We start from the raw sequence: 23,385 nt of genomic DNA, 5'->3' as shown, positions 1-23,385 counted from the left end.
CCCGGATCGCCGGAAGGCGGCATGGTCCGGCGCTTATCTGGACCCGCACCGCACTGGGGACTATGGCACGATCGCAGAACCACCCCGGTCCGCAGCGGACACCGGAGGGCGTTACCGTTACGCTGGCCACCTGCGCCAAGAACGAAGGGCGCTACCTTCTCGAATGGATCGCCCATCACGAGGGGCTCGGCTTCACCGAGATCGTCATCTACGACAACGGCAGCACGGACGGTAGCGCCCGAACGCTCGCCGCACTTGATGCGCTTGGGCTGGTAAAGTACCGCCACCAGCCGGACCGCCCCGAATTCGGGCCGCAGCTCTGGGCCTTCACCGATGCGGTGCTGCAGTCGCGTTCCGACTGGATCGTGTTTCTCGATCTCGACGAGTTCCTGCTGCTCGACGAGCACAGGTCGATCGGCGACTTTCTCGCCACCTTTCCGGATACCGTCGCCCAGGTCTTCTTCAACTGGCGGACGTTCGGCTCGTCGGGGCGGGTCAAGCCGGGCTTCGGCCTGGTCATGGAACGCTTCCAGAGGGCCGCGCCGCCGGAGCATCCGATGAACCGGCTCGGCAAGTCCGCCACCCGGCGGCTCGCCTTCCATGCCGTCCACGTCCACGCCCCGTTTCTCTCCCATGGCCTGTCGGTCCATGCCGACGGCACGCCGATGGTGCTGGAGGGCGTCCAGGGCCGGCCGGTCGACATCCGCTATGGCGGCGGGCGGGTGAACCACTATGTGGTCAAGTCCCGTCACGAATTCGAGGAGAAGAAGCGCCGCGGTCGTGGCGACTTCCCCGACGGCGATCCGCGCAAGGACCGGAATGCCGACCTCTATTTCAGCGGTCACGACCGCAACGAGGTCGCAGTGCCGCTGCCGCCGGGCGTCGCGCTGCGGGCGCGCCTGCGCATAGTGCGGCTGGCGGCGGGGCTTGTGCTCGCCCGCCTGATCCCTTCGCTCCGCCGTCGGGTCGCGGCCCTGCTCCGACGCGACGGCTCCGGCCAGTTGCGCCGCCTTCCGAAGGACTCCCTCAGGCATGGCCTGCGCGACGGTGCCCTGATCCGCCCGCCGTCGGCCATCAAACGACCGCCGCTGCGCCGCCGCAAGCCCGGCGGCGCAGCCGCGCTGGCGACTGCGACAGGAAACCCGAAGCCGCCGCCGGCGGACTGACCGGCCGATCAGGCAACGGACGGCCGCCCGGGACCGGGCGGCCGTCGCTTCGTGTCGTCCGCGCCGGCCCTATTCGGACGCGAAGGTGCCGAGGCCCGACAGGAAGGTGCGTACGGTCTTGGACGGGATGCGGTCCGCCAGCTTGCCGGCTTCCTTCGAACCGGCCAGGCCGGTGTTCAGACGCTGGTTCTCCAACTGGCCGGAGCTCGACGCCACGACGTAGTAGTTCTCCTGGTCCTGCCGCTCCAGGGTGGTGTCCGGCGTGATCCGGCCACCCATGTCGTCGGTGATCAGGAGGTGCTTCAGTTCCACGTCGGTGACGCCGCCGCGGTCCTTGTCCGACTTGCAGCCCTTCGACATGGTCGCGGCCTCGTCGGTGACGTTCTTCAGCGCCAGCGCCTCTTCGGCCAGCGACTGCAGCGCCAGGATGTGGCGGCCCATCTTGGCCGGGTCGCCGTTGCCCTTCTTGAAGGTCTCGTGGGTGAACATCTGCCGGACCGTGTTGGTCTGGTCGGCGATCTTGTCCATCAGGTCCTTTTCGGCCGGCACATTGGGATCGAGCCGGTCGAAGACCGTGCCGATGAAGCCGCCCGGGCGGGTGCCGGCGGAACCGAATTCGCCCTCGCCGAGATCGCCGACGAACTTCACCATCATGCCGCGGTTGTGTTCGTAGACGTTGCCCCAGCCGCCGAGCACGCTGCCGAAAGTGCCGGTGGCGAGCGGGTTGATGCCGAAGGAGAAGCTGATCACGTCGACCTGGACGTTGATGTCCTGGTCCTGCTGGACGTTGCCCTGCACGCGCTCATCGTCGACCTTCATGGTCATCGGCTGGCCCTGATGGCTGGCCGTGTCGAAGGACTGGAACTGCGCTTGCGTATAGGTGTTCTCCTGATAGTCGGGCAGCTTGCCGCGCAGCAGCGGAATCTCGCGGATGCTGGCCGGCGTGATCAGGTTGACGCTGACATGCGTGACCTTGACGGGCGTGGGGTCTTGGTTGTCCTTTCGCGTCAGGGCCGTCTGCATGATGCGGTCGTTGGTCGTGACCGCCGCCTCCAGCACCTCGGTGGCGCCGCGCTCGTTGGCCCGCTGCCGCTCCTGCGGGTCCTGGATCTCCCACATGTCGAGCACGCCATGGCCGATCACCTTGGTCTTCGGCGTAAGATTGCCGTGGCCGTCGTCGCGGTAGAGTTCGCTGACCTTCAGGTTGCGGGCGTGGTAGAGATCGCCCTTGGTCGCCGAGCTGATGCCCGAAGTCGGGGAATGGTTCGGTCCGTTATGCTCCAGCGGTCCGTTCTGCGCATAGCGGCGGGCGAAGCGGCCGTTGATCGAGGCACCCGGCTTGATATGCGACTGGTAGGTGCGGGTGACGCCGTCGCGGCTGACGATCATCTTGCGCTGCACCGGCGCCCAGTCCGGGTTCTGGTTGAGGGCGCGCTGGCGAGCCTTGCCGAGCGCCTTGCTGCTGGTCATCTCCTCGATCTGGGCATCCGAGAAGCCGGCCTGATTCAGCGCGTTGCGCACCGACGCCGTGGCGTTGGACTTGCCGAGCGTGGCGGGATGCTGCGACTTGTCGACCTGGCCGGGCATGATCGTGCGGCCCGGAGGCGCGTTGGTGTAGTCCAGCGTGCGGGCGTGGGTGTAGTTGGTCTTGGACTGCTGCAACACCTGGATCGCGTTCGCAGTATTGGGTTGCTGCTGCAACTGGGCGATGGCGTCGTCGATGATAAAGCCGACCGCATGAGCCCAGAGCATGTTCGAATAGGCGACCATCTTGTTGCTGAGCGGATCGGCGTCGCGCATGTCCTGGATGTAGCCGAACTTGGCGTGCAGCTGATCGATCTGGTGATCGACTTCGGTGATCAGGTGCTGGACCAGGTCGAGGCCGACCTGCGAGGCCGGCACGTCGTTGCCGGCGAGATTGCCGAGCCCGGCCTTGACCAGTTGCAGGTTCATCAGCGCGTCGCCGATCTCGTTCTCCTGCGCGGTCCAGCCTTCCGGCGTGAAGCTGTTGCGGCCGAGGATCGCGGCATTATCGCGGATCAGTTGCAGGGCGCGGGTCGATTCGTCCCGGAACGCCTGCGGTTCGAGGCCGAGCGCGTGGTTCTGGCCCGGATCGAGCTTGCCGATCAGGTCGTCGCAGCCATAGGCGTTGTCCTTGGTGCAGATGCCCGGATGGGCATTGAGCATCGCGTTGAGGCCGGGATGGGCTTCCGCGAAATTGCCCTGGCGCCGTTCCAGATATTTCTGGATGCCGCGGCGCGCGGCCGCGTCGATCTCGTCGACGCCCATCCGATGGCGCGGATAGTTGTCGCTGAACTGGATTTCCTTCTTCACCGCCTTGATCAGGTCGGGATCGCGCATCACCGCGTTGGGCAGCGCGCCGTTGACCACCTGCTGGAAGGCGTGCTGCAGCGACGGCGTGCCGGTCGCGCGCAGGTAGTCCTTGGTGATGTTCTGATTGTAGACGACGGCGTTCTTGCGGATGTGCTGCGCGGCGTCGAGGATCTCCTTGACCTTGCGCTCGCTCATCGGCTTGGCGCTCATCATGAAGCGCTCGGCGCCGGCCATCTGCACGGCGCGCCGCGCCACCTCCGGCCCCTCGGACTTCTCCAGCGCGCGCAGGAAGGCGGTCTTGAACGTGGCGTTCTCGGTGCGCTGCTGCTGCGTGCCGTAGCGGTCGTCGCCGGACTTGAAGAAATTGACGAAGCGATCCTTGAAAGGCAGCTTGGCGTTGACCACGCCGGTCGGCTGCCCCCCGTGGTTCTGGGCCAGAACCAGCCGGTCGCCGGACTGTCGGAAGGATTCGATGCCGATGGCCATGGCGCCCTCCCTCAGACCAGGATCTGGATATCGGCGTCGCCGGCCGTCGGGCCGGGCGTCGAGTCCGCATCGATCGGCTCGCCGGCATTGACGGCGGCAAGGCGGCCCTTCCAGTGCTCGGCCACGTCGACGAAGGTGCCGAGCCAGCCCTCGAAGCGCCCCGCCTCGGTGCGCTCCAGCTCCAGGCGCTGCTGCACGAACACGCTGTCCTCGACCGGGTCGATCGCGATCGTCGCGCCGCGCGTCGCCTGCCAGAACAGGTTGGCACCCAGCAGCCAGGCCAGGATGCCCTCGCGGCGGTCCTCGTCGATCGTGCCGATCTTGCAGAAGGCGACGACCACGTCCTCGTCCGCCTCGTACTGCAGATGCACCGGCAGGTCGTCGAAGCCGAGCGCGACATAGCCCTCCTCGTCGGGCTCCAGCCCGGGCAGACCGATGCCGTCGCCGAAAGCGGTGAGGAGGCTCTTGAAGGTCTCGATGGACATGGGCGTTCTCCACGTGTGTCGTTCGACATCCGGCATAACCCGCTTCGCCGGGCGCCTCTGTCAGTTTCATCACACGTGGAAAACAGCAGATGACCGCGCCGGCCGCTTCCTGCCATCGCCAGGGGCCCGGGGCGGACGCGGTTTCCGGATCCTCCCGGGTCCCGGCAAGACGGCCGCTCGAGCACGTCCATTCTCGACGCCCGGCGCGTCGCTCGCGATCCGGGGGCCGGGGCATGGCAAACGCCGGTTCCTGACTGCGCGTCCGGCTGGGGACGCTGCGGGGGCGAAGACCGATGCGTGTCGGATCGCCGAGCGTCGGCGCATGCGATGGCTGAGCCTCGGTCTGCCCGCACCGCTACGGATTCACATCGGGCCGCGGTGGGCTCGCGACGCCGACGAGCATCCACAGGTCGGGCAGGAGCTCTTTCGAGGCCGGGTGACGCTGCCGGCAGGTGGCACCCGGGAGCTCAGCGGGCTGCTGAAGCCAGAGATTTTTTCAAAACCGCAACGGCTTGACATTGATGTCATGCGAATTGACCGCAAGCAATCTGTCGTCAACTATGCCGGTTGCGCTGCCCTGCCGGACCGTGGATCGCTGCCGAATTCGTGAAGGTCACGGCGTTCTGCGGGTCTCGGAGTGCCGGGAACGACCGTCACGGCCGCAAACCGACCGAGGTTCCTCTTCGAAAGTGTGTCACATGATCCGTCTCCCGCATTCGCATGCTCGCATTCTGATAACGGCGGCCGTGGCGATACTCGGTCTTGGCGCGGTGCCCACCATGGCTGTCGACGGTTCGCGTTGGGGCGCGCGGGACCCGGTCACGCAATGTGCGGCGATCGGCGCTTCCACCGCGCTCGAGTCCGGCGCGGTCATGGCCCTCGTCCGGTGCGAGCGCGAAGAGGCGACGGCGTCTGACGAACTCTGGTTGCTGGAGGATTTTGCGGTCCAGATCGGGGCGCCGCGTCCTCACAAGGGCCGCGAGGAATTGATGACGATGCCGGATTCGGACACCTCGAAATCCGTCCATTCACTTCGGGGGGCCTGGACCTGGGTCATCTGCCGCGATCCCAAGGCGATCGCTTATTCGGGCGGCGATCCTGCGAAGAACTGCGGTCGGGCACGCGTCGCTAAGGCGGAAGGGGCCTGTTGGGTTACGACCTTCGGAACCTGGCGCTGCAACATGACCGGCCCGGCTGCGGCGCGGGAAGTCGGCTACCCCCCGCCGCGCTGACGACGGCTGTCGATCGCGAATGCCCGTGGATCATGAAGGCCGGACAGGCGGCGACGCGCCCGATCCGGCCTTTTGCACGAAGGCGGCGACGGGGGCTTCCTCTCCGCGCGCGGTTGCCTGCGGATCGGCTGACGTTGTCGCGCCGGGCAGTGCAAAGCCCCTGACCTTCTCGGCCAGGAGACTGCTTCGACGCCTGCAAAAACAAGGGGATGAATGGTGCTGCGAGAGAGGATTGAACTCTCGACCTCTCCCTTACCAAGGGAGTGCTCTACCACTGAGCTACCGCAGCGAACCCGGGTGCCGGCGGGGCCGGTCCGATGTGGGGCGGTATCTGCCACAGGGGGGCGGGGGATGCAAGGGGCATCGGGCGGCGAATTGGAAAGCGGCGTCTGATCTGTGGAGAAGTGCCGGAACCGGATCGTCGCGACCGTCGGGCGATGCAGGTCGATGCGGTGACTGGGCCGCGCGCGGACCGGCGGCAGCGCCGGGCGGGAGCCGCCGGCGCCGCATCGGGGCGCGGCGACGGGGCGCCTCGATGGGCACCCGTCGGGGCAGGGCGCCCGCCGGCCTGCGGCCCGTCCTGCCCCGGCTCCAAGCGGTCCGGACGCAAGGGACCGGCTCAAGGTCTTGAACCCGGAGCATGTTCGCGGCGATCGGATGGGGCATCCGATTGGGAAATGCTCTACCCGCCGATCTCCTCGCGCAGCATCTCCAGGCGCAGCCATTCGTCTTCGGCGGCGGCCAGCGCGGCCTGGGCCCTGTCGAGCTTGGCGGCGGTCTCGGCGAAGCGCTTCGGGTTCTTGGCGTAGAGATCGGGATCGGCCATCGCGGCCTGCAGGGTGGCGATCTCGCCGCCGAGCTTTTCGATCGTCGCCGGCAGGGTCTTCAGCGCGTGGCTCTCGTTGAAGCTGAGCTTGCGCCGGGCGGCCTGCGGGGCTGCGCCCGCTGGCTTCGGTGCGGCTGCGGTCGCGGTCGCCGCCTCGCCCGGCGGCGGCGTGATGCGACGCGCCTTCACGCCGTAGCCGCGCTGGGCGACCATGTCGGAATAGCCGCCGGCATATTCGAGCCAGCGGCCGTCGCCGTCGGAGACCACCACCGAGGTGGCGATGCGGTCGAGGAAGTCGCGGTCGTGGCTGACCAGGATGACGGTGCCGGGATAGTCGGCCAGCATCTCCTCGAGCAGGTCGAGCGTTTCGAGATCGAGGTCGTTGGTCGGTTCGTCGAGCACGATCAGGTTCGACGGCTTGGCCAGTGCGCGCGCCAGCATCAGCCGGCCGCGCTCGCCGCCCGACAGGACCGAGACCGGCGTGCCGGCCTGTTCGGCGCCGAACAGGAAGTCCTTCATGTAGCTCATGACATGCTTGGGCTGGCCGCCGATGGTCAGCGTGTCGCCGCGACCCTCGGTCAGGGCCTCGCGCAGCGAGGCGGACGGGTCGAGGCCCTCGCGCTTCTGGTCGAGCGTGACCATCTCCAGGCCGACGCCGAGGCGCACGGTGCCGGAATCGGGGGGCAGCGTGCCGGTCAGCATCTTGACCAGGGTGGTCTTGCCGGCGCCGTTCGGACCGATCAGGCCGACCCGGTCGCCGCGCCCGATGCGAATCGAGAAGGGCTCGACCACGCTCCGTCCGGCAAAGGCCTTGGCGATGCCCTCGGCCTCGATGACCAGCTTGCCGGAGGCGTCCGCCTCACTGACCGTCATCTTCACGTCGCCGACCGGCCGGCGCGCCTCCTTGCGGCGGCGGCGCAGTTCCGACAGTTCCGCCATGCGGCGGACGTTGCGCTTGCGCCGGGCGGTGACGCCGTAGCGCACCCAATGCTCCTCGGCGACGATCTTGCGGTCGAGCTTCTGCGCGTCGCGCTCCTCCTCGGCCAGCAGGTCGTCGCGCCAGGCCTCGAAATGGGCGAAGCCGCGCTCCATGCGCCGGGCGGTGCCGCGGTCGATCCACACCGTCGAGCGGCTGAGCGCGGTCAGGAAGGCGCGGTCGTGGCTGATCAGCACCAGCGCCGAGCGCAGCGACTTCAGTTCCGCCTCCAGCCATTCGATCGCCGGCAGGTCGAGATGGTTGGTCGGCTCGTCGAGCAGCAGCACGTCGGGCTCCGGCGCCAGCGCGCGGGCGAGCGCGGCCCGGCGCGCCTCGCCGCCGGAAAGCCGCTTCGGGTCCTCCTCGCCGGTCAGGCCCAGTTCCTCGACCAGATAGCGCGCCCGGTAGGCGTCGTCGGCCGGTCCCAGGCCCTCCTCGACATAGGCGAGCACGCTCGGATAGGCCGACAGATCGGGCTCCTGCGGCAGGTAGCGCACGGTCGTCGCCTGGTTGACGACGCGCTCGCCGCGGTCGGCCTCGATCAGTCCGGCGGCGACCTTGAGCAACGTCGACTTGCCCGAGCCGTTGCGGCCGACGAGGCAGATGCGGTCGCCGTCGAAGACGGAGAGTTCGGCACCTTCGAGCAGGCGCGGACCGCCGAAGGAGAGATGGATGTCGCGGAGTGTGAGAAGGGGGGCTGCCATGCCGGCCGGTTTAGCCGAAGGCCGCGCGGAAGGCCACCGGCATGCACGGTGTTCCAGGCGATCCGGCGCGCGGGCGGCGGCCGCGCGTCGACGGCACGGCGGCCGCGGTCCGCGCGCCGGCCTCAGACGCGGATCGCGTATTCGATCGCCACCGGCTCCGCATCGCCCGCGACATCCGCAACCATGTCGAGAAACGAGTCCCAGGCAGCGCGCGACAGTTCGCCGGACTTGCCGGCCCTTGCGGCGGCCGCCGCCTCGAGATCGGCGCGGCGCCGATCCGCGCGCAGGATGCGGCCGCCGGTCTTCATCTCAAGACGTTCCAGCAGGGAGGGGAACGGCATGTTCCAATGCTTGCTGCTGCGGGCGAAATCCTCCGCGACCGGGATCATCGCGACCAGATTCTCGTTGGTCATCAGTTCGAGGCCGCGTTCGCGCAGGGTGGCGTTATGGCTGCCGTGATGGCCGACCTTGTAGAGGACGGTCTTCGCGAGCAGGTCCTCGATACCGAGCGCGGAGTCGGGCTTGTCCCTATCGTCGAGCCAGCGGTAGTCGCCCCAGGACAGCCAGTTGCCGACCTGGGCGTCGCCGGGGAAGAGCAGCACGCGGCTGGCCGGCCCGAGGCCGATCTCGAAGGCGATCGCCAGGCTGGTGTTGTTGGTGTCGGAATCGAGTTTCAGCGCGAGCTGTTCGCCGGCGCCGAGCCAGTCGTCGTCGATCCGCCGCCAGGCCTCGGCCGGATCTTCGTAGCGGGCGACGAAGGTGTCCAGCGCATCGCGTTCCTCACTGTCGACGACGGCGGTGCGAGGGTCATCGGCGCTCAGAAGGTATTTCCGGGCGAAGGGCCGGGCCAGGTTGAGGGCCACCGGGTCGGTGTCCTCCAACGGCAGGGCGGCCAGAAAGAAGATGTCGTCGCCGACGGTGTCGTCGGCCAGTTGGTAGACCTCCGGGCGGGCCTTGCTCGGATTGCTGCGCTTCAGACGCGCCTCGTCGCGCGGCGGCCCCAGGATATGGGCGCGGCACGCGACCGAACCGGGCAGGTGCAAGGGCGTCTCGCCGGGCTTCAGGAAGCGGATCTTGGCCGCCTTGGCGCGCAGCATGTCGAGGATGGTGCCGGTGCCGCCGGTAGCGGCGAGGCCGGGGGCACGGCCGGCAAAAGCCATCAGGCCGGCGACGCCGTCCATCCGCCCGAAGGTCGCCGGCGCCATCTCGTCGTCCTCGTCGTCCTCCTCCGCGCCGGCTGCCAGCGCCGAGGTCTTCGCGATCGCCGCGAAACTCCGTTCGATCACCTTCAGCGCGCTCTCGCGCCCGGCACGCAGGCGCCTTGCCAATTCGTCGCGGTCGTCCTCGGTCCAGGCGAGCCACAATTCGCCGATCGTGAGCGTGTCGAAGATGTCGGAGGCCTGCCGGAAACCGGACAGATGATCCCAGTGTTCGTGCGTGACGATCAGCACGTCGAGGTGGCGCGTCTCCCGGGCGATGTCGGCCATGATCCGCCGCGCCCGCGCCTCCGCCGCCGGCATGCCCTGCAGGATGCCGCAGTCGATCAGGACATGCACCCGCCCTTCGTCGGCCGGGATGCGCAGCAGGAAGCAGTCGCCCAGAATGTCTCGATACATCCGGACCGCGATGCGGTCCGGCGGCAGCGGCGTCGGGCCGGGTGCCGGATCGGGCGCCGGGGCGGGCGGTTCCGGCGCGCTGCCGGCGGGCTTCGGGCTGCGCTTGCGGCGGGCACGGGGCTCAGTGGCCATGGCCGTCCTCCTCGAGCACGCGGTGCAGAAAGGCGAAGGGTTCCTTGCGCCGGGCAAAGCCGAAATAGGTCGCGCCGGGGGGCTCGCCGGGGGCGCCGAACAGGAAGGCGCGCTGCCCCGCCAGACGCTCGTTGTCGCCGATATCCTTGGCGATGCAGTAGCGGACGGCTCGGGTCCGGTAGTCGACGATCAGCGTCGCGCCGCCACGGAAGGTGAAGGCCGCGCGTTGGCCCGGGGCACGGCCGGTGGCATCGGCCGTCGCCTGATCGGTCTCGTCGGCAAAGCCGCGGCGCTCCTGCGTGATCTCGATGACGATCTGCTGTTCCTGCTGTCCGTCCGGGCCGACGCGGCTGGCCACGCGCAGCGAATTGACCGTGAAGTGCGGCCGCTGGGTCGTCCGCACCCGGCGGACGGTTTTCGGCGCCGTCTCGTCCAGCCACAGACCGAGCGAGCGGATCGCCTCGCGCGTGAAGGGCGCCCGGTCGCGCAGCCAGTTCTCCAACTCCGCCTGCCGCTGCAGGGCGGCATCGTGGATCGCGCGCCGGTCGTCCTGGGCCGCAAAGACCTCGTCCTTGAGCCAATCGATCTCGATCGGGGTGTCCGGCTCCTCCCAGAGCAGGTTCTCGATCGACAGCGACCGGCAGTTCCTCGGATAGATGCCGCGCCGGCGGAAGGCTTCGATGAAGGCGATGCGGTAGCCGCGGTCGTCGTTGGCGACGAGATCGTGGTCGGCGGTGACCAGGGCGCGCAGATAGTCGCCGAAGGTGATGTCGACCGGCGGCAGGTAGTCGAGCGCCCGTACGCAGATGCGCAGCACATGGCCCGCCGCCTTGGCGGCTTCGTCCGCCAGGCGGTTGACCAGATCGGGATGCAGGTCGCCGTCCGGATAGCGCGTCCCGTCCCCGGTGGTCAGGCGCAGGAGATCGGCGACGCGGGACCGGTAGATCGACACGAAGGCATCGAACACGGCGGCGACCAGAATCGCGCCGCGGCCATGCGGCTCGGTGGTCCGCCCCAGCGCGGACGGGTCGGGCAGCCCGGTCGCCTCGTCGACCGCGTCGATGGCGTCGCGCAGGGCGCCGTAATGGCCGATCGCCTCGCCGAACTGCTTGGCGAGGCCGCTCAGCAGCGAGCGCTTGCCGAGATTGCCCTTGAGCGCGGCGATCTGCTGCTTCAGCGGATCGCTCAGCGTGAAGTGCTGGAACAGGGCGACGATATCGGCGAAGGCCTCGTGGAACGCCAGCATGTCGACATTGCTCGCGTCGATGAAATGCGGATGCAGGCCGTCCAGGATGGCGTGGGTCGTCTCATGGGCGATCACGTCGTGAGACAGACAGGTGAAGACGAGGCCGCCGGGCAGGTTGCGCCCGGGATGGGTGCGCGAAGCGCGGAAATAGCCGAACAGAAGGGCGAGCTTCTGGGGGCTGTAATAGGCGTTCGCCTCGCGCAGCGCATGGGGATAGATCCGCAGGCGGCCGACATAGCGATCGGCCTTTGCCGCCGGCTCCATGGACGCATTCCACGGCCGCAGCGACCAGAGCACCTTCCGGCCGAGGGCACGCTCGAAATTCCGGATGGTCAGCATCGCGACGGCATAGACCATCTGCTGATGAAATTTCGGATTGCCCTCCGACGGCGCGAATCCGTCCTGCACCAGGAGCGCCGGATCGTCGAGGTCGGCCGCCGCATAGAAGCCGCCGGTGGCTGGATCGACGTCGACCACTTCGAGATAGTCGCCGACGGGACCCGGCTCCAGCCGCTCCCAATCCAGGCCGATCGTCGCCTCGTTGACGACGGCAAGCTGCAGGTCGAGCGAGGCCGACGGATCGAAGGCATAGATCCGCAGGCGGCGGAAGGGCGGCTTCAAACCCGAGCGGCGGCGCGGCACCGGCAGATCCGGCATTGGACAATCCTCCTGGATGTGTCCCGAACAGACGAGGCAGGGTGGCGGCCGGTCAGTAGCCTCCGGGATAGGGGAAGCCCTCGGGCGCGCCGATCACGACGCCGAACCGGGCCTGCAGGTCGGCATCGAAATGCCGGCGCAAGGCGGCATCGGTGACCGCATAGCCCCAGTTGACCAGCTTCTCCTGGGTCGCGTCATCCATCGCGCTGAGCCGGGTCGGCACCTCGGCGAGCGGGGTCGGATCGCGCCCGGCGCAGCCGAGCGGGTCGTCCTGGAGCTTGTAATCCGCGAAATGCGTCCGGATGCCCCAATAGGTGCCGGTCCGCGCCTTCGACAGGTAGGCGGCGATCAGGGCGCGCTTGCGCAGGCTGCGCACCTGATTGTCGACGACATCGAGGATGCGGACCGCGTGCCGCGCCCAGTCGGTCGCCGGATCCGGCTCCGGGGCGACCTTCTGTCCGGCATCGCTGACCAGCACCGTTTCGTAGGACTTGAAGACCGTCTCCAGCCCGAGATTGTCGTAGACGCCGCCGTCGCTCAGCATGACGCGCCGGCGGAACTCGGGTCCCGTCAGATCGGCCTTGTCGTCCGGCTCGAAGGCGGCGTCGATGTCCAGTTCGAGCGGCGACAGCATGGGCGGGAAGGCGGACGAGGCCGCGACCGCGGTGGCCAGCGAGACGGTCGGGTTGCGGATCAGGCCGACCCGATAGTCGCCCATATAGGGCCGCGAGAAGCGCCACAGCACCGCCGACTGGACATTGGTTGCGTTGATCACGAAGCGCGGCGTCTGGCCGTCGCCGTCGTCGGGAAGGTCCTGCAAGGTCGCCTCGCCGAACAACGTCTTGGCGTAGGCGCGGGCGACCCGGTCGCTGATCGTCCCCGGCAGGAAGATGCCGCCGAGGATCGCCCCGGCGTCGATGCTGGTCGAGGCCATGCGCCGGATGCCTTCGACCACTTTGTCGTAGGACCGCGCCCGGCCGGCGCCGTCGAAATTCAATTCGTTCCAGAGGAGGCCCAGATAGGCCGCCGTGATCGAGCCGCCGGAGACGCTAGAAATCCGCCGGATCTTGCGCAGCAGCCCGGCTTCGTTCAGCCGCCAGAGCGCGCCGACATGGAACACCATGGCCCGGTAGCCACCACCCGAGAGGCAAAGCCCGATTTCTGGACGCAATTCGTCCGGTTCGTCCCTGAGTTCCGAAAAGGACATGGGAACCCCCATTCCGCGCACAATGCCGCGCGGTGCTGAAACTATGTCATGTCTGAATGCGAGTATGCAACCGGAAAAACATATTTGAACTTGAATGCAATAGCCCTGCCGAACGCCGTCCGGCGCAAGGCCGCCGGCCATGCGAGCCGTGGCGGAGGTCGGGGGCATGCCGGCCGCCTTCGGTGCCGATGCGGGCCTTACGGGTCGCCCGCCGGGTTGTCCGCGGCCCCGGCCGGTCGGTCGCGCGCCGGCAAGGGACAGAAGCTGCCGCAATCCGCCCAGCCCGGCAGCAGGTAGCGCAGGCAGCAGACGCGGCGGCTGCACTGTTCAAGCGGAACGAAAGGGGAGGGCCTCAGCGCACCGGCAAAGGGATTGCGGCCGGTCGGCCAGGCCTCCGCCAGGGTCAGTCGTCCTTCGGCCTCGGACAGGGCGGCACTGTCGGCTTCGGGCCGGGCGGCGCATTGCTGCAGGGTCCAGGCGAAGCTGGCCGCCGCGTTGGTCCAGAGGAGCTTGGGCGAAACCGCAAATTCCCGCGCGATGAAGGCGATCAACGGCGCCAGATGGCCGTCGAGCAGATCGCCGAAGCCGGAATGCCGCCGGGTCCCGACGGGCGCGGAGCCGGACCGGTCGTCGGGTATCCGGTCCTCGGGTATCCGGTCCTCCGGCACCCGCTCGGCTGCGGCCATGCCGGGCGCGGCGGCCGGCACCAGCACGGCCGCCGTGCAGCCGTTGTCGTGCAGCGCGAGCCGGCAATCCTCCAGGGCGACCGGCAGCCGGTGTCGGGCGATCACGCAGGCGACGACAGCCGGGGTGACCACGGCCGCACAATGCCATTGGCTCCACATGGAAACGATCGCCCGCGGATCGGCGCCGGGCAGGCTCGCCGCATAGCGCTCGATCAGGTCGCGGACGGTGTCCGGGTCGAGCAGCCGATCCGCCGCCAGACCCGGGCCGCCGTCGTCGGTCCGGATGGTCCCAGCGAAACGGGCGAGCGTGCCGGTGAAGCAGCCGCCGATATCAGCCGTGCCCATCGGTCTCGCCACGATTTCGTCCAGCAACGATCGGGAGCAGTCCGAGTGCCAGCAGCGCGAGCAGGCCGGAACCGGCGAAGCAGGCGGCGAAGCCGAGCGCGTCGCCGAACAGGCCGACCAGGCGCCAGCCGATCAGGCTGACGATCGCGTCCATGCTCTGGAACAGGGTGAAGTCGACCCCGGCCTGATCGGCCGACGCGCGGCCCATCAAATCCGAGTAGAGGGCGACGAAGCCGAGTGCCAAGCTGCCTGAAGAGACCAGCGTGGTCGCCACGAGGGCGGCGGGTGCAACGTCGCCCGAGGCGGCGAAGACGGCGAGGGCGAACATGACGACGCCCTGCACGGCGAGTGCGGCCGACATGACGCCCAAGACGCTGAACCGGCGCAGTACGACGCCGCCGCCGAGCGCACCGGCGAGGCCAAGGGCGGTAATGCCGATGCCGTTGACGGTGCCGATCGTCGAGAGACTGAGGCCCCGGTCGATCAGGAAGGGGCCGATCAGCACCATGGCCCATTTCTGGCCGAGCACGAAAAGGCCGACCAGCAACAGGCCCGACCGCACCGCCGGCCGCTTCAGCGCGTGACGCAGCGATTGCCGCGGCCTGTCGGCACGGTCGATGCGGGCGCCGTCCGGGGCGGTCAGGAACGGCGCCGCCAGCACGAGGAGGACGGCCGCCATCGCCAGGGTCGAGGGGCGCCAGCCGAAATGGTCGAGCAGGACCAGATACAGGCCGCCGCCGATCGCGGAGCCGAGATAGGCGCCGCCGACCTGGGCCGCATTGGCGAGGCCGCGATCCCTGCCGGCGACGCTCTCCACCGCATGGCCGTCGCAGGCGATGTCGAGGGTCGCCGACGAGAAGGAGGCGACCATGATGGCGACCGTCAGGGGGCCGAGCGCGGTCGGGCCGATCAGGGCGGTCGCCAGGATCGCGCAGACGGCGAGCGTGCCGAAGATTGCGACGGTGGTGCGTGTGCGCCGGACCCCGCCATGCGGCGACCGGAAGCGTTCCACCGCGGGGGCCCAGAGGAACTTGAACGACCAGGGCAGCACGGTCAGCAGGATGAAGGCGATGTCGCCGAGCGAGGCGCCGTTCTGGCGCATCACCGCCGGAAGTCCGGTGAAGACCACCCCGCCGATCACGCTCTGGGCGACATAGAGCCCGCCCAGCCCGATCAGCAGGCGCGCCGCCGGCCTTGCGGCGGGCGGCGCGTCGTCCGCGGCGGCGACCGCGCTCACCAGCGATACCGCAGGCTGGCGGTGATCTTCCGGCCCTGGTTGTAGTAGCAGTAGCCGGAGGAGCAGACCTGTTCGACGCGGTCGAGCAGGTTCTGCGCGTTGATCTGCCCGGTCAGGCCCTTGTATTGCGGGTTCAGCGCGCCGAAATCGTAGCTGAGCCGGGCATCGACGAAGCTGACCGGCTTGTTGCGGATCACCGCGCGGTTGTAGTCGTCGCCGAAGCTGGCGCCGGTGTAGCGCAGGCCGGCGCCGATGCCGAGGCCCTTGAACGGCTCGACCGGCGCGTCATAGGCGCCCCAGACCGAGAAGGAATGCTTCGGCACGCTGTTGACTTCGTTGCCGTTGGTGTCCGGCGAAAGCTTCAGGATGCGCGTGTCGGTATAGGCGTATGAGGCGAGCAGGCTGGTGCCGTTCTTCCAGGAGGTGTTGGCTTCCAGTTCGAAGCCGCGCGAGCGGAAGTCGAGCTGGGTCTGCTGGTTGACGCTGTCGACGACCGTATAGACGATGCCGTCGGTCTGCTTCAGCCAGAAGGTCGAGGCGGTGAGCAGCGTGTTGGTGCCCGGCAGCGCATATTTCAGGCCGGCCTCGGCCTGTTCGCCGCGCGTCGGCGCCGCCACACCGCCGTTCAGCACCGTGCCCGGATTGGCGTTGAACGAAGTGCCGTAGCTGACGAAGGGCGTCAGGCCGAAACCCGTCACGTAGCTGAGGCCGGCCCGGCCGGTGGTGGCGCCCTTGGTCTGCTTTTCGGCGTCGGTGCCCGGAACCCGGTAGGTGCTGGACAGCCAATCGTGCCGGCCGCCGAGCAGAAGGCGCCAGCCGCCGAGCTTCATCTCGTCCTGCACATAGGCGCCGACCATGGTCTGGCGCTGGCGGGTCGGGTCGGGCATGTCCGGGTTGGCGACGGCCGCGAAATTGTAGCCGATGCTGGAATCGTAGGTCGAATAGCCGAGATCGAAGCCGGTCAGGATGGTGTGCTCGACCGGTCCGGTCTTCAGGCGCGTCTTCAGATAGGTGTCTGCCGAAGTGGCGAACATCTCCTCCTTGACGCGGCCGGCATAGGTCGTGCCGGCGAACTTCTCGTCGGTCGAGAGGCCGGACCAGCGCAGGTTCTGGTGCACCGAGACGATCTCGTTGAAGCGATGCTCGAACTCGTAGCCGAGCCGTCCCTGGGTCTGGGTGAAGTCGTTGTAGCGCGCATTGTACAGGCGCTTCTTGGTCGCGCCGGCGGTCTCGTAGGTGATCGTGCCGTCCTTGAGCGTATAGGGGACGTAGATGTTCTCGTGGAACATCGAACCGCCGGTCCGGGAGTTCATGAACTCGCCGAGCACGGTCAGCTTGGTGTCCTCGCTCGGCTTGAAGGTCACGGCCGGGGCGAGGAAGACGCGGTTGTCGGGAACGCCCGGCATGTTGGTGTCGGCGTCGCGGGCGAGGCCGGTGAGGCGCCAGAGCACCGTGCCGCCGTCGTTGGCCGGCCCGCTCACGTCGAAGGTCGCCTGCTTGCGGTTGAAGGAGCCGGTTTCGACCCCCACTTCGCGCAGCCAGTATTCGGTCGGCCGCTTCGAGACGAGGTCGATGACGCCGACCGAGGCGCTCGCACCGTAGAGCGACGAGGCCGGCCCCTTCAGGATCGAGACCGAATCGAGCCCGTAGGGTTCCAGGCGGAACAGGCCGCTCGGGCTGTTGAACTGGCGCAGGCCGTCGCGGAAGACGCCCGTATAGGTGATGTCGACGCCGCGGATGGTGAAACTGTCGAAGCGCGGGTCGAAACCATAGGCGCCGGTGCGTGCGCCCGGCGTATAGGCGAGCGCCTCGGTCAGATTTTGCGGACGGCGCTCGTCGAGCTGCTTCTGCGTCACCGTGTTGATCGTGGCCGGGACCTCGATCACCGGGCTGTCGGTCTTGGTCGCCGTGCGCGTGGTCTTCGCCACATAGCCGTCATTGCCGACGACGCCACGCGCCCCCTCGGTGCCGTTGCGCCCCGCCGCCTGCCCTTCGACGACGACATCGTCCAGTTGCACCACGGGACCTTGCTGTGCCTGAGAACGGTCGGGGATGGCGGTGAGGGCCGTGGCCGCGACCGCGGTAAAAGCCAAGAAGGGACGACGCATCAATGACAGCCTCCGGTCACCTGGATTGTGACGGGAGTTAGGCCAAATGAAAGACAGTAGTCAATGGATATATCGATCATTTATACTTCGATGAATTCTAAATACACGCGATTACATTGCCGGATTTGGAATTATAATTGCTCCAATGAGAATCTATTACTGCCCGGTCGGTGGTCTGTCAGGGGGGCGATCGAGCGGACCGCGGCTTTGCGTTCCGTCGATTACGGTCGATCCTCCTCATATTGCTCGGCACCTTCGATCGGCTTCAGCCACGGCTCGCGGCGCTTGATCCAAAGCTCATAGCCCGGGACGAGCCTGACGGGCGGGTCCGACAGGACGCCGAGCTTGATTTCCGCCTCTTCGGAGTCGGCCGAGAAGAGGCGGGAGCCGCAGGATGGGCAGAAATTCTGTCCGCGGAACGCGGCCGTTTCACCCGTCCATTCGAAGGCGGGACGTGGCCAGACCGCATAGAAGGTGAAGGCCGAGCCGCTTTCCTTCCGGCAGTCGGAACAGTGGCAGATGCCGACGCGCAGCGGTTCGCCGCGAACGAAGACTTTCACCCGGCCGCAGAGGCATTGTCCCGAACGCTTCGACATGGCTGTCCTCCATCCGGGCTTTCGAGCGCTCGGTGCGACGGCGATCGCGACGGCGCGGTTGCGGTCCCGAACTGGAATGTCTCCGCGGCTGCAAGGCCTTGCGAATCGCCTGACTGTCCGGCCGCGCGTGCGCCCCCACACAAGCCTATCCGATCCCCATCCAACGGGCGCCATCGCCCAACCCTGCGCACCAATATACTCGCGGTTCCGGACGCTCCCGGCCTATCGTCCGGCCCAGGAATGCCGGCCGCCGGGTCTGGGGGCGGGCAGCCCGGTTCGTCGATTCGTCGGATCGTATCGCCCGAGCAAGGTCCGATCGGGGCGACCCGCTCAGATCGGAAGACGCTTGCGCAAACGGAAATATGCGGAGCATGATCCGATCCCTTGAGTTCGGATGATGGTCCAGGCTGTGTTGGACGGGACGCAGTTCCGTCGTTGTTGGAACCATTGCGTTCAGGGGATTTCATGACTGACCGAACGGCATCGACCGGCAAGGTGGCGCTGGTCACCGGGGTGACCGGACAGGACGGCGCCTATCTGGCCGAACTTCTGCTTTCGAAGGGCTACACGGTCCACGGCATCAAGCGGCGTTCGTCTTCGTTCAATACCGGCCGGATCGAGCACATCTACCAGGATCCGCATGTCGAAAGCCCGAAATTCATCATGCACTACGGTGACATGACGGATTCGACCAATCTCATCCGGATCGTCCAGCACTGCCAGCCGGACGAGATCTACAATCTGGCGGCGCAGAGCCACGTCCAGGTATCCTTCGAGACGCCGGAATATACCGCCAATGCCGATGCCATCGGCACGCTCAGGCTTCTGGAGGCGATCCGCATTCTCGGACTGGAGCAGAAGTCGCGCTTCTACCAGGCTTCGACATCCGAACTCTATGGCCTCGTCCAGGAAGTCCCCCAGCGCGAGACGACGCCCTTCTATCCGCGTTCGCCATATGCCGCGGCAAAGCTCTATGCCTATTGGATCGTGGTCAACTACCGCGAAGCCTACGGCATGCATGCCTCCAACGGCATCCTGTTCAATCACGAAAGCCCGTTGCGTGGCGAAACCTTCGTCACCCGCAAGATCACCCGGGCGGCTGCGGCGATCCGGCTCGGCCGGCAGCCGAAGCTGTGGCTCGGCAATCTCGATGCCCAGCGCGACTGGGGCCATGCGCGCGAATATGTCCGCGGCATGTGGATGATGCTGCAGCAGGACAAGCCCGACGACTATGTGCTGGCGACCGGGGTGACCACCCGCGTGCGCGATTTCGTCACCTGGGCCTTCGAGGATGTCGGCATCGCGCTCGACTGGCGCGGTGCGGGCGTCGACGAACAGGGCATCGATCGCGCCACCGGCCGCGTGCTGGTCGAGGTCGATCCGCGCTATTTCCGTCCGACCGAGGTCGAACTGCTGATCGGCGACCCGACCAAGGCGCACGAAAAGCTCGGCTGGCGGCACGAGACCCCGGTCCGCGCCCTGTGCCGCGAGATGGTGCAGGAGGACCTGCGCATCATGGAGACCGCTCCGATCATGAAGGACGCCTAGGCGGCGTGACCCGTCGGGCGTGTCATCGCAACGCGCGGCAGTCTGCGACCACGTGTCCGAAACGTTTTGAGTTTACTGAATGTGGCAGACATGACCCGTCCGCCACGTTCGAGGTCTGCGCCGGCCGATCGACGCGCAGCGCACCCATCGACGAGGCGACATGACGGGCAGGGCGATACCCGGCGGGCGGGCGGGCGCAGGCGTGGGGACCGGCCGGCCCCTGCGCATTCTCATGCTCGGCCTCAACTATGCCCCGGAACCGGTCGGCATCGCCGTCTATACGACCGGCCTCGCCGAGGCCCTGGTCGCGCGCGGGCATCAGGTCGCGGTCGTCGCCGGCAAGCCCTACTATCCGGCCTGGTCGGTGCCGGCGCCGTTTCGCGGCGGCTGGCGGCGGCAGACCAGCGAGGCCGGCGTCGCGATCACACGCGTCGCCCATTATGTGCCGGCGCGGCCGAGCGGGGCGCGGCGCATCCTGCATCACATGAGCTTCGCCGCTTCCGCTTTGTGGCCGATGCTGGCCGCGGCGCGGCGGTTCCGGCCCGATCTCGTATTCACCGCCGCGCCCTCGCTGATCGCCGCGCCGGTCGCCCGGGCAGCCGCGCGGCTCGCCGGCGCGCGGTCGTGGCTGCATATTCAGGATTTCGAGGTCGAGGCGGCGGTGGCGACCGGTCTCGTCGGCGGCGGGCGGCTGGCCCGGATGGCCGCTGCCTTCGAAGGCCGGGTCCTCGCCGGCTTCGACCGCGTCAGCTCGATCTCGCCGGCCATGTGCCGGCGCTGCATCGCCAAGGGCGTCGCGCCGGAACGCGTTGTGGAGTTCCGCAATTGGGCCGACATCGAGGCCGTGCGGCCGCTCGCCGGTCCGTCGCCGTTCCGGGCCGAATGGGGCATCGCGACCGAACATGTCGCGCTCTATTCGGGCAACATCGCCAACAAGCAAGGCATCGAGATCGTTGTCGGCGCGGCGCGGCGGCTGGCGCATCGCCGGGACCTGACCTTCGTCATCTGCGGCGACGGGCCGAACCTTGAGCCGCTGCGCCAGTCGGCGGCCGGGCTCGGCAATGTCGTCTTTCGCCCGCTGCAGCCGAAGGAGCGGCTTGGCGACCTGGTCGGGCTCGCCACCGTGCACCTGCTGCCGCAGCGCGCCGGCGCGGCCGATCTGGTGCTGCCGTCCAAGCTGACCAACATGCTCGCGTCCGGCCGGCCCGTCGTCGCCACGGCCGATCCGGGCACCGGGCTTGCCGCCGAGGTCGAGGGCTGCGGGCTCGTGGTCGCGCCCGAGGACGAGCATGCCTTTGCGGGCGCGATCGAGCGCCTGCTGGACGATCCGGTCGCCTGGGCCGGCTATGCCGCCGAGGCCCGCCGCCGTGCCGAGGCGCGCTGGGATCGCACGGCGATCATCGACGGATTCGAGCAGGCCCTGCGGGCGCTGGTGCCCTGACCAACCGGCCAGCCGCGGGATGCTGCGCGAGCCCGCCCGGACGGCAGGCCGGCGATCCGTTCAGACCGGCGCGCAGATGCCGGCACCGTCCTCCTCCAGCGCGGCGGCGAGGTCGAGCAGGTAGCGATCGTGGTGCCAGGCGGCGACCAGTTGCAGGCCGATCGGCAGGCTGTCCTTCGAGCGGCCGCAGGGGATCGAGATGGCCGGATGGCCGGTCAGGTTGAACGGGTAGGTGTAGGGGTACCAGGCGCCGCGGATGGTGCCGGCATCGCGACCGTCGATGGCGATGCGGCCGAGCGGATCGAGACCGACGGGCAGCGCCGGGGCCGACAGGGTCGGCGACGCGATGGCATCGAAGCGTGCGAGGATCGACTGCACGGCCTCGAACGTCGCCGTGCGGGCGAACTGGGCCTCGGCGAGATCGGCGGCCGAATAGGCCCGGCCCGCCTCGATCGTCGCCAGGAGCGTCGGATCGAGCTTCTCGGGCGTCGCCGCGGCGGCCCGGCCGAGGCGGGCGAGCAGCAGCGAGCGCAGGAAGACCAGGAAGGCCGGTTCCAGGGCGGCAAGATCGAGCTCGATCGGCTCGACGACGAAGCCGAGCCCTTCGGCCCGCCGCATGGCGGCATCGACCGCATCCTCGACCTCGGGATCGAGGAGATTGCCGCAACGCATCAGGAGCGCGAGGCGCGGCCGGTCGCCGGCGGCGAGCCGCGGACCGGGGCCGGGCACTGACTGGCCGTAGGGATCGCGCCGGTCCGGGCCGGCGATGGCCTCGAACAGAAGCCGCGTGTCGGCGACGGTGCGCGCCATCGGGCCGACATAGGAATTGGCGCCGAACAGGTCGGGTGCCTGCAGGTTGGGGATGGCGCCGAGCGTCGCCTTCAGGCCGACCACCCCGCAGCAGGACGCCGGAATGCGGATCGACCCGCCGCCGTCGGTGCCGAGTGCCAGCGGCCCCATGCCGGTCGCCACCGCGACGGCGGCACCGCCGGAGGAGCCGCCGCAGGTATGCGCCCGGCTCCGGGGATTGAGCGTGCGGCCGAAATGCGGGCCCTCGGTGAAGGGCTTGTGGCCGAATTCCGGGGTCGTCGTCTTGCCGATCAGGATCGCGCCGGCCGCCCGCGCCCGCGCCACCGCGACCGCATCGGCGCGCGGGATGGTGCCGGCGAAGAGCGCCGAGCCCTGGCTGGTCTCGACCCCTTCGGTCAGGGTCAGGTCCTTGACCGAAAAAGGAATTCCTTCGAGGGGTCGGGCCGGCTCGCCGGCCTTGAGCCGCGCCTCCGCGGCTCGTGCCTCGGCGCGCGCCCGCGCCGCCGGGATGGCCATGAAGGCGTTGAGATCGGCCCCGGCTGCGATGCGGGCGAGCGCGGCCTCGACCGCCTCGACCGGCGAGACGGTGCGGGTCCGGATGGCCTCGGCGAGCGCGACGGCGGTGAGATCGGCGATGTCGGTCATGCGCGTCCCCGGGGTGCGAGAGCATTTCCCGATCGGATGGATTCATCCGATCGACAAGGGAATGCCACTGGATCAATAGCTTGAGCCCGTCCCGTCCGGGTCGCGTCGATCCGGACGGGACGGGCTCGAGCGTGCGGTCAGAGCATCCAGCGGCCGCCGTCGATGGCGAGCGTCTGGCCGGTGATGTAGCGGGCGTCGTCGCTCGCCAGGAAGGCGACGCAGCCGGCGACATCCTCCGGTTCGGCGATGAAGCCGGCCGGGGTGCCGGCCTTGATCCGGTCGAGCACGGCCGGCGTCAGCTGGTCATGCGCCCGCGTCCGGATCGCGCCGGGCGCGACCGCGTTGACGGTGATGCCGAAGGCGGCGGTCTCCCGCGCCAGCGAGCGGGTGAAGCCGACGATGCCCATCTTGGCGGCGGCATAGTCGGCGAGGCCGGCATCGCCGACCAGCGCCGCGTCGCTCGACATGTTGACGATCCGCCCGGCTCCGCGCGCCCGCATGCCCGGCACGACCAGCCGGGCCATGCGCAGGGTCGTGAACAGCGAGACCTCCAGCACGAAGCGCCAAACCGCCTCGTCGGACTCGTGGAACGGCGCGGCGCGTTCGCGCCCGCTCTGGCCGACATTGTTGAACAGGATGTCGACCGGTCCGAGGGCCGCCTCGGCCTGCGCGTGGAAGGCGGTCAGCGTGTCGGCATCCGTGCAGTCGCCGGCGACGGCAAGCAGCCGGGCGCGCTCATCCGGCGCCAATGCGGCGGCAAATTCGATCTCTTCCCGGTCGATCAGCGCGACGCGCGCGCCTTCGGCCAGGAATCGGCGGGCCGTCGCCGCGCCGATGCCGTTGGCGCCGCCGGTGACGATGGCGACCTTGCCGGAGAAGCGGGCCTCGCCCATGGCTCGATC

General features: G+C 68.6%; 17 protein-coding genes and 1 tRNA gene. 5 read left to right on the top strand and 13 right to left on the bottom strand.

The window, feature by feature from the left end; all coding sequences use genetic code 11:
• Positions 1-62: 62 nt before the first annotated feature.
• Positions 63-1,166 carry a glycosyltransferase family 2 protein gene (locus KL771_RS12655; RefSeq protein ID WP_261968912.1) on the top strand — a complete coding sequence of 368 codons (1,104 nt, stop codon included), beginning with the start codon at positions 63-65 and terminating at the stop codon, positions 1,164-1,166.
• 69 nt (positions 1,167-1,235) lie between these two features.
• Here KL771_RS12655 and KL771_RS12650 read toward each other — a convergent pair whose 3' ends face one another.
• Together KL771_RS12650 and KL771_RS12645 are read right to left on the bottom strand one after the other, a co-directional pair.
• A complete protein-coding gene (locus tag KL771_RS12650) occupies positions 1,236-3,986 on the bottom strand; it encodes an inositol phosphate phosphatase SopB (protein ID WP_261968911.1) in 2,751 nt (916 codons plus the stop codon).
• 11 nt (positions 3,987-3,997) lie between these two features.
• A complete protein-coding gene (locus KL771_RS12645; protein ID WP_261968910.1) occupies positions 3,998-4,471 on the bottom strand; it encodes a type III secretion system chaperone in 474 nt (157 codons plus the stop codon).
• 322 nt (positions 4,472-4,793) lie between these two features.
• On the opposite strand from KL771_RS12645, the gene KL771_RS12640 reads away from it, so the two are divergent.
• Together KL771_RS12640 and KL771_RS12635 are read left to right on the top strand one after the other, a co-directional pair.
• A complete protein-coding gene (locus tag KL771_RS12640; RefSeq protein ID WP_261968909.1) occupies positions 4,794-5,081 on the top strand; it encodes a hypothetical protein in 288 nt (95 codons plus the stop codon).
• A gap of 88 nt (positions 5,082-5,169) precedes the next feature.
• Positions 5,170-5,703: a hypothetical protein gene (locus KL771_RS12635; protein WP_261968908.1), complete on the top strand. Its 534-nt coding sequence runs from the start codon at positions 5,170-5,172 to the stop codon at positions 5,701-5,703.
• Positions 5,704-5,917: 214 nt separating this feature from the next.
• Here the strand turns inward: KL771_RS12635 and KL771_RS12630 are convergent.
• The 9 genes from KL771_RS12630 to KL771_RS12590 form a co-directional block, all read right to left on the bottom strand.
• Positions 5,918-5,992: transfer RNA gene (locus KL771_RS12630), tRNA-Thr, on the bottom strand.
• Between the two features lie 393 nt (positions 5,993-6,385).
• Complete coding sequence (locus KL771_RS12625) at positions 6,386-8,209, bottom strand: ABC-F family ATP-binding cassette domain-containing protein (RefSeq protein ID WP_261968907.1); 1,824 nt, start codon at positions 8,207-8,209, stop codon at positions 6,386-6,388.
• A gap of 122 nt (positions 8,210-8,331) precedes the next feature.
• Positions 8,332-9,957: an MBL fold metallo-hydrolase gene (locus tag KL771_RS12620; RefSeq protein WP_261968906.1), complete on the bottom strand. Its 1,626-nt coding sequence runs from the start codon at positions 9,955-9,957 to the stop codon at positions 8,332-8,334.
• Positions 9,947-11,860: a hypothetical protein gene (locus KL771_RS12615; RefSeq protein ID WP_261968905.1), complete on the bottom strand. Its 1,914-nt coding sequence runs from the start codon at positions 11,858-11,860 to the stop codon at positions 9,947-9,949. The genes KL771_RS12620 and KL771_RS12615 overlap by 11 nt, the downstream gene beginning before the upstream one ends.
• Before the next feature lie 52 nt (positions 11,861-11,912).
• Positions 11,913-13,067: a patatin-like phospholipase family protein gene (locus tag KL771_RS12610; protein ID WP_261968904.1), complete on the bottom strand. Its 1,155-nt coding sequence runs from the start codon at positions 13,065-13,067 to the stop codon at positions 11,913-11,915.
• A gap of 197 nt (positions 13,068-13,264) precedes the next feature.
• Positions 13,265-14,110, bottom strand: coding sequence for a siderophore-iron reductase FhuF (gene fhuF, locus KL771_RS12605; protein ID WP_261968903.1), 846 nt, complete (start codon positions 14,108-14,110; stop codon positions 13,265-13,267).
• Positions 14,085-15,335 carry an MFS transporter gene (locus KL771_RS12600; RefSeq protein WP_261968902.1) on the bottom strand — a complete coding sequence of 417 codons (1,251 nt, stop codon included), beginning with the start codon at positions 15,333-15,335 and terminating at the stop codon, positions 14,085-14,087. The genes fhuF and KL771_RS12600 overlap by 26 nt, the downstream gene beginning before the upstream one ends.
• Positions 15,332-17,443, bottom strand: coding sequence for a TonB-dependent siderophore receptor (locus tag KL771_RS12595; protein WP_261968901.1), 2,112 nt, complete (start codon positions 17,441-17,443; stop codon positions 15,332-15,334). Before KL771_RS12595 ends, KL771_RS12600 begins: the two co-directional genes overlap by 4 nt.
• 221 nt (positions 17,444-17,664) lie before the next feature.
• Complete coding sequence (locus KL771_RS12590) at positions 17,665-18,039, bottom strand: GFA family protein (protein WP_261968900.1); 375 nt, start codon at positions 18,037-18,039, stop codon at positions 17,665-17,667.
• Positions 18,040-18,504: 465 nt separating this feature from the next.
• On the opposite strand from KL771_RS12590, the gene gmd reads away from it, so the two are divergent.
• Both gmd and KL771_RS12580 read left to right on the top strand, forming a co-directional pair.
• The gene (gene gmd, locus KL771_RS12585; protein ID WP_261968899.1) at positions 18,505-19,587 is read left to right on the top strand and encodes a GDP-mannose 4,6-dehydratase; all 1,083 of its coding nucleotides are present in this window, start codon (positions 18,505-18,507) and stop codon (positions 19,585-19,587) included.
• Between the two features lie 160 nt (positions 19,588-19,747).
• Entirely contained in the window at positions 19,748-21,028 is a 1,281-nt protein-coding gene (locus KL771_RS12580; protein WP_261968898.1) for a WcaI family glycosyltransferase, read from the top strand.
• A gap of 60 nt (positions 21,029-21,088) precedes the next feature.
• Here KL771_RS12580 and KL771_RS12575 read toward each other — a convergent pair whose 3' ends face one another.
• Positions 21,089-22,483, bottom strand: a complete 1,395-nt coding sequence (locus KL771_RS12575) for an amidase (protein ID WP_261968897.1) — start codon at positions 22,481-22,483, stop codon at positions 21,089-21,091.
• A 137-nt stretch (positions 22,484-22,620) separates the two neighbouring features.
• Positions 22,621-23,376, bottom strand: a complete 756-nt coding sequence (locus tag KL771_RS12570; protein WP_261968896.1) for an SDR family NAD(P)-dependent oxidoreductase — start codon at positions 23,374-23,376, stop codon at positions 22,621-22,623.
• Between the last annotated feature and the right edge of the window lie 9 nt (positions 23,377-23,385).

The organism is Prosthecodimorpha staleyi, assembly GCF_018729455.1.
Taxonomy (GTDB): Bacteria; Pseudomonadota; Alphaproteobacteria; order Rhizobiales; family Ancalomicrobiaceae; genus Prosthecodimorpha; species Prosthecodimorpha staleyi.
The sequence above is the reverse complement of the archived record's forward strand: the minus strand, read 5'-3'. Positions and strand labels throughout refer to the sequence as shown.

Bases quoted from the DNA above. Each gene is read 5' to 3' on its own strand.
- KL771_RS12655 (WP_261968912.1), top strand. From the start codon at position 63: ATGGCACGATCGCAGAACCACCCCGGTCCGCAGCGGACACCGGAGGGC.
- KL771_RS12650 (WP_261968911.1), bottom strand. From the start codon at position 3,986: ATGGCCATCGGCATCGAATCCTTCCGACAGTCCGGCGACCGGCTGGTT.
- KL771_RS12645 (WP_261968910.1), bottom strand. From the start codon at position 4,471: ATGTCCATCGAGACCTTCAAGAGCCTCCTCACCGCTTTCGGCGACGGC.
- KL771_RS12640 (WP_261968909.1), top strand. From the start codon at position 4,794: ATGCGATGGCTGAGCCTCGGTCTGCCCGCACCGCTACGGATTCACATC.
- KL771_RS12635 (WP_261968908.1), top strand. From the start codon at position 5,170: ATGATCCGTCTCCCGCATTCGCATGCTCGCATTCTGATAACGGCGGCC.
- KL771_RS12625 (WP_261968907.1), bottom strand. From the start codon at position 8,209: ATGGCAGCCCCCCTTCTCACACTCCGCGACATCCATCTCTCCTTCGGC.
- KL771_RS12620 (WP_261968906.1), bottom strand. From the start codon at position 9,957: ATGGCCACTGAGCCCCGTGCCCGCCGCAAGCGCAGCCCGAAGCCCGCC.
- KL771_RS12615 (WP_261968905.1), bottom strand. From the start codon at position 11,860: ATGCCGGATCTGCCGGTGCCGCGCCGCCGCTCGGGTTTGAAGCCGCCC.
- KL771_RS12610 (WP_261968904.1), bottom strand. From the start codon at position 13,067: ATGTCCTTTTCGGAACTCAGGGACGAACCGGACGAATTGCGTCCAGAA.
- KL771_RS12595 (WP_261968901.1), bottom strand. From the start codon at position 17,443: ATGCGTCGTCCCTTCTTGGCTTTTACCGCGGTCGCGGCCACGGCCCTC.
- KL771_RS12590 (WP_261968900.1), bottom strand. From the start codon at position 18,039: ATGTCGAAGCGTTCGGGACAATGCCTCTGCGGCCGGGTGAAAGTCTTC.
- gmd (WP_261968899.1), top strand. From the start codon at position 18,505: ATGACTGACCGAACGGCATCGACCGGCAAGGTGGCGCTGGTCACCGGG.
- KL771_RS12580 (WP_261968898.1), top strand. From the start codon at position 19,748: ATGACGGGCAGGGCGATACCCGGCGGGCGGGCGGGCGCAGGCGTGGGG.
- KL771_RS12575 (WP_261968897.1), bottom strand. From the start codon at position 22,483: ATGACCGACATCGCCGATCTCACCGCCGTCGCGCTCGCCGAGGCCATC.
- KL771_RS12570 (WP_261968896.1), bottom strand. From the start codon at position 23,376: ATGGGCGAGGCCCGCTTCTCCGGCAAGGTCGCCATCGTCACCGGCGGC.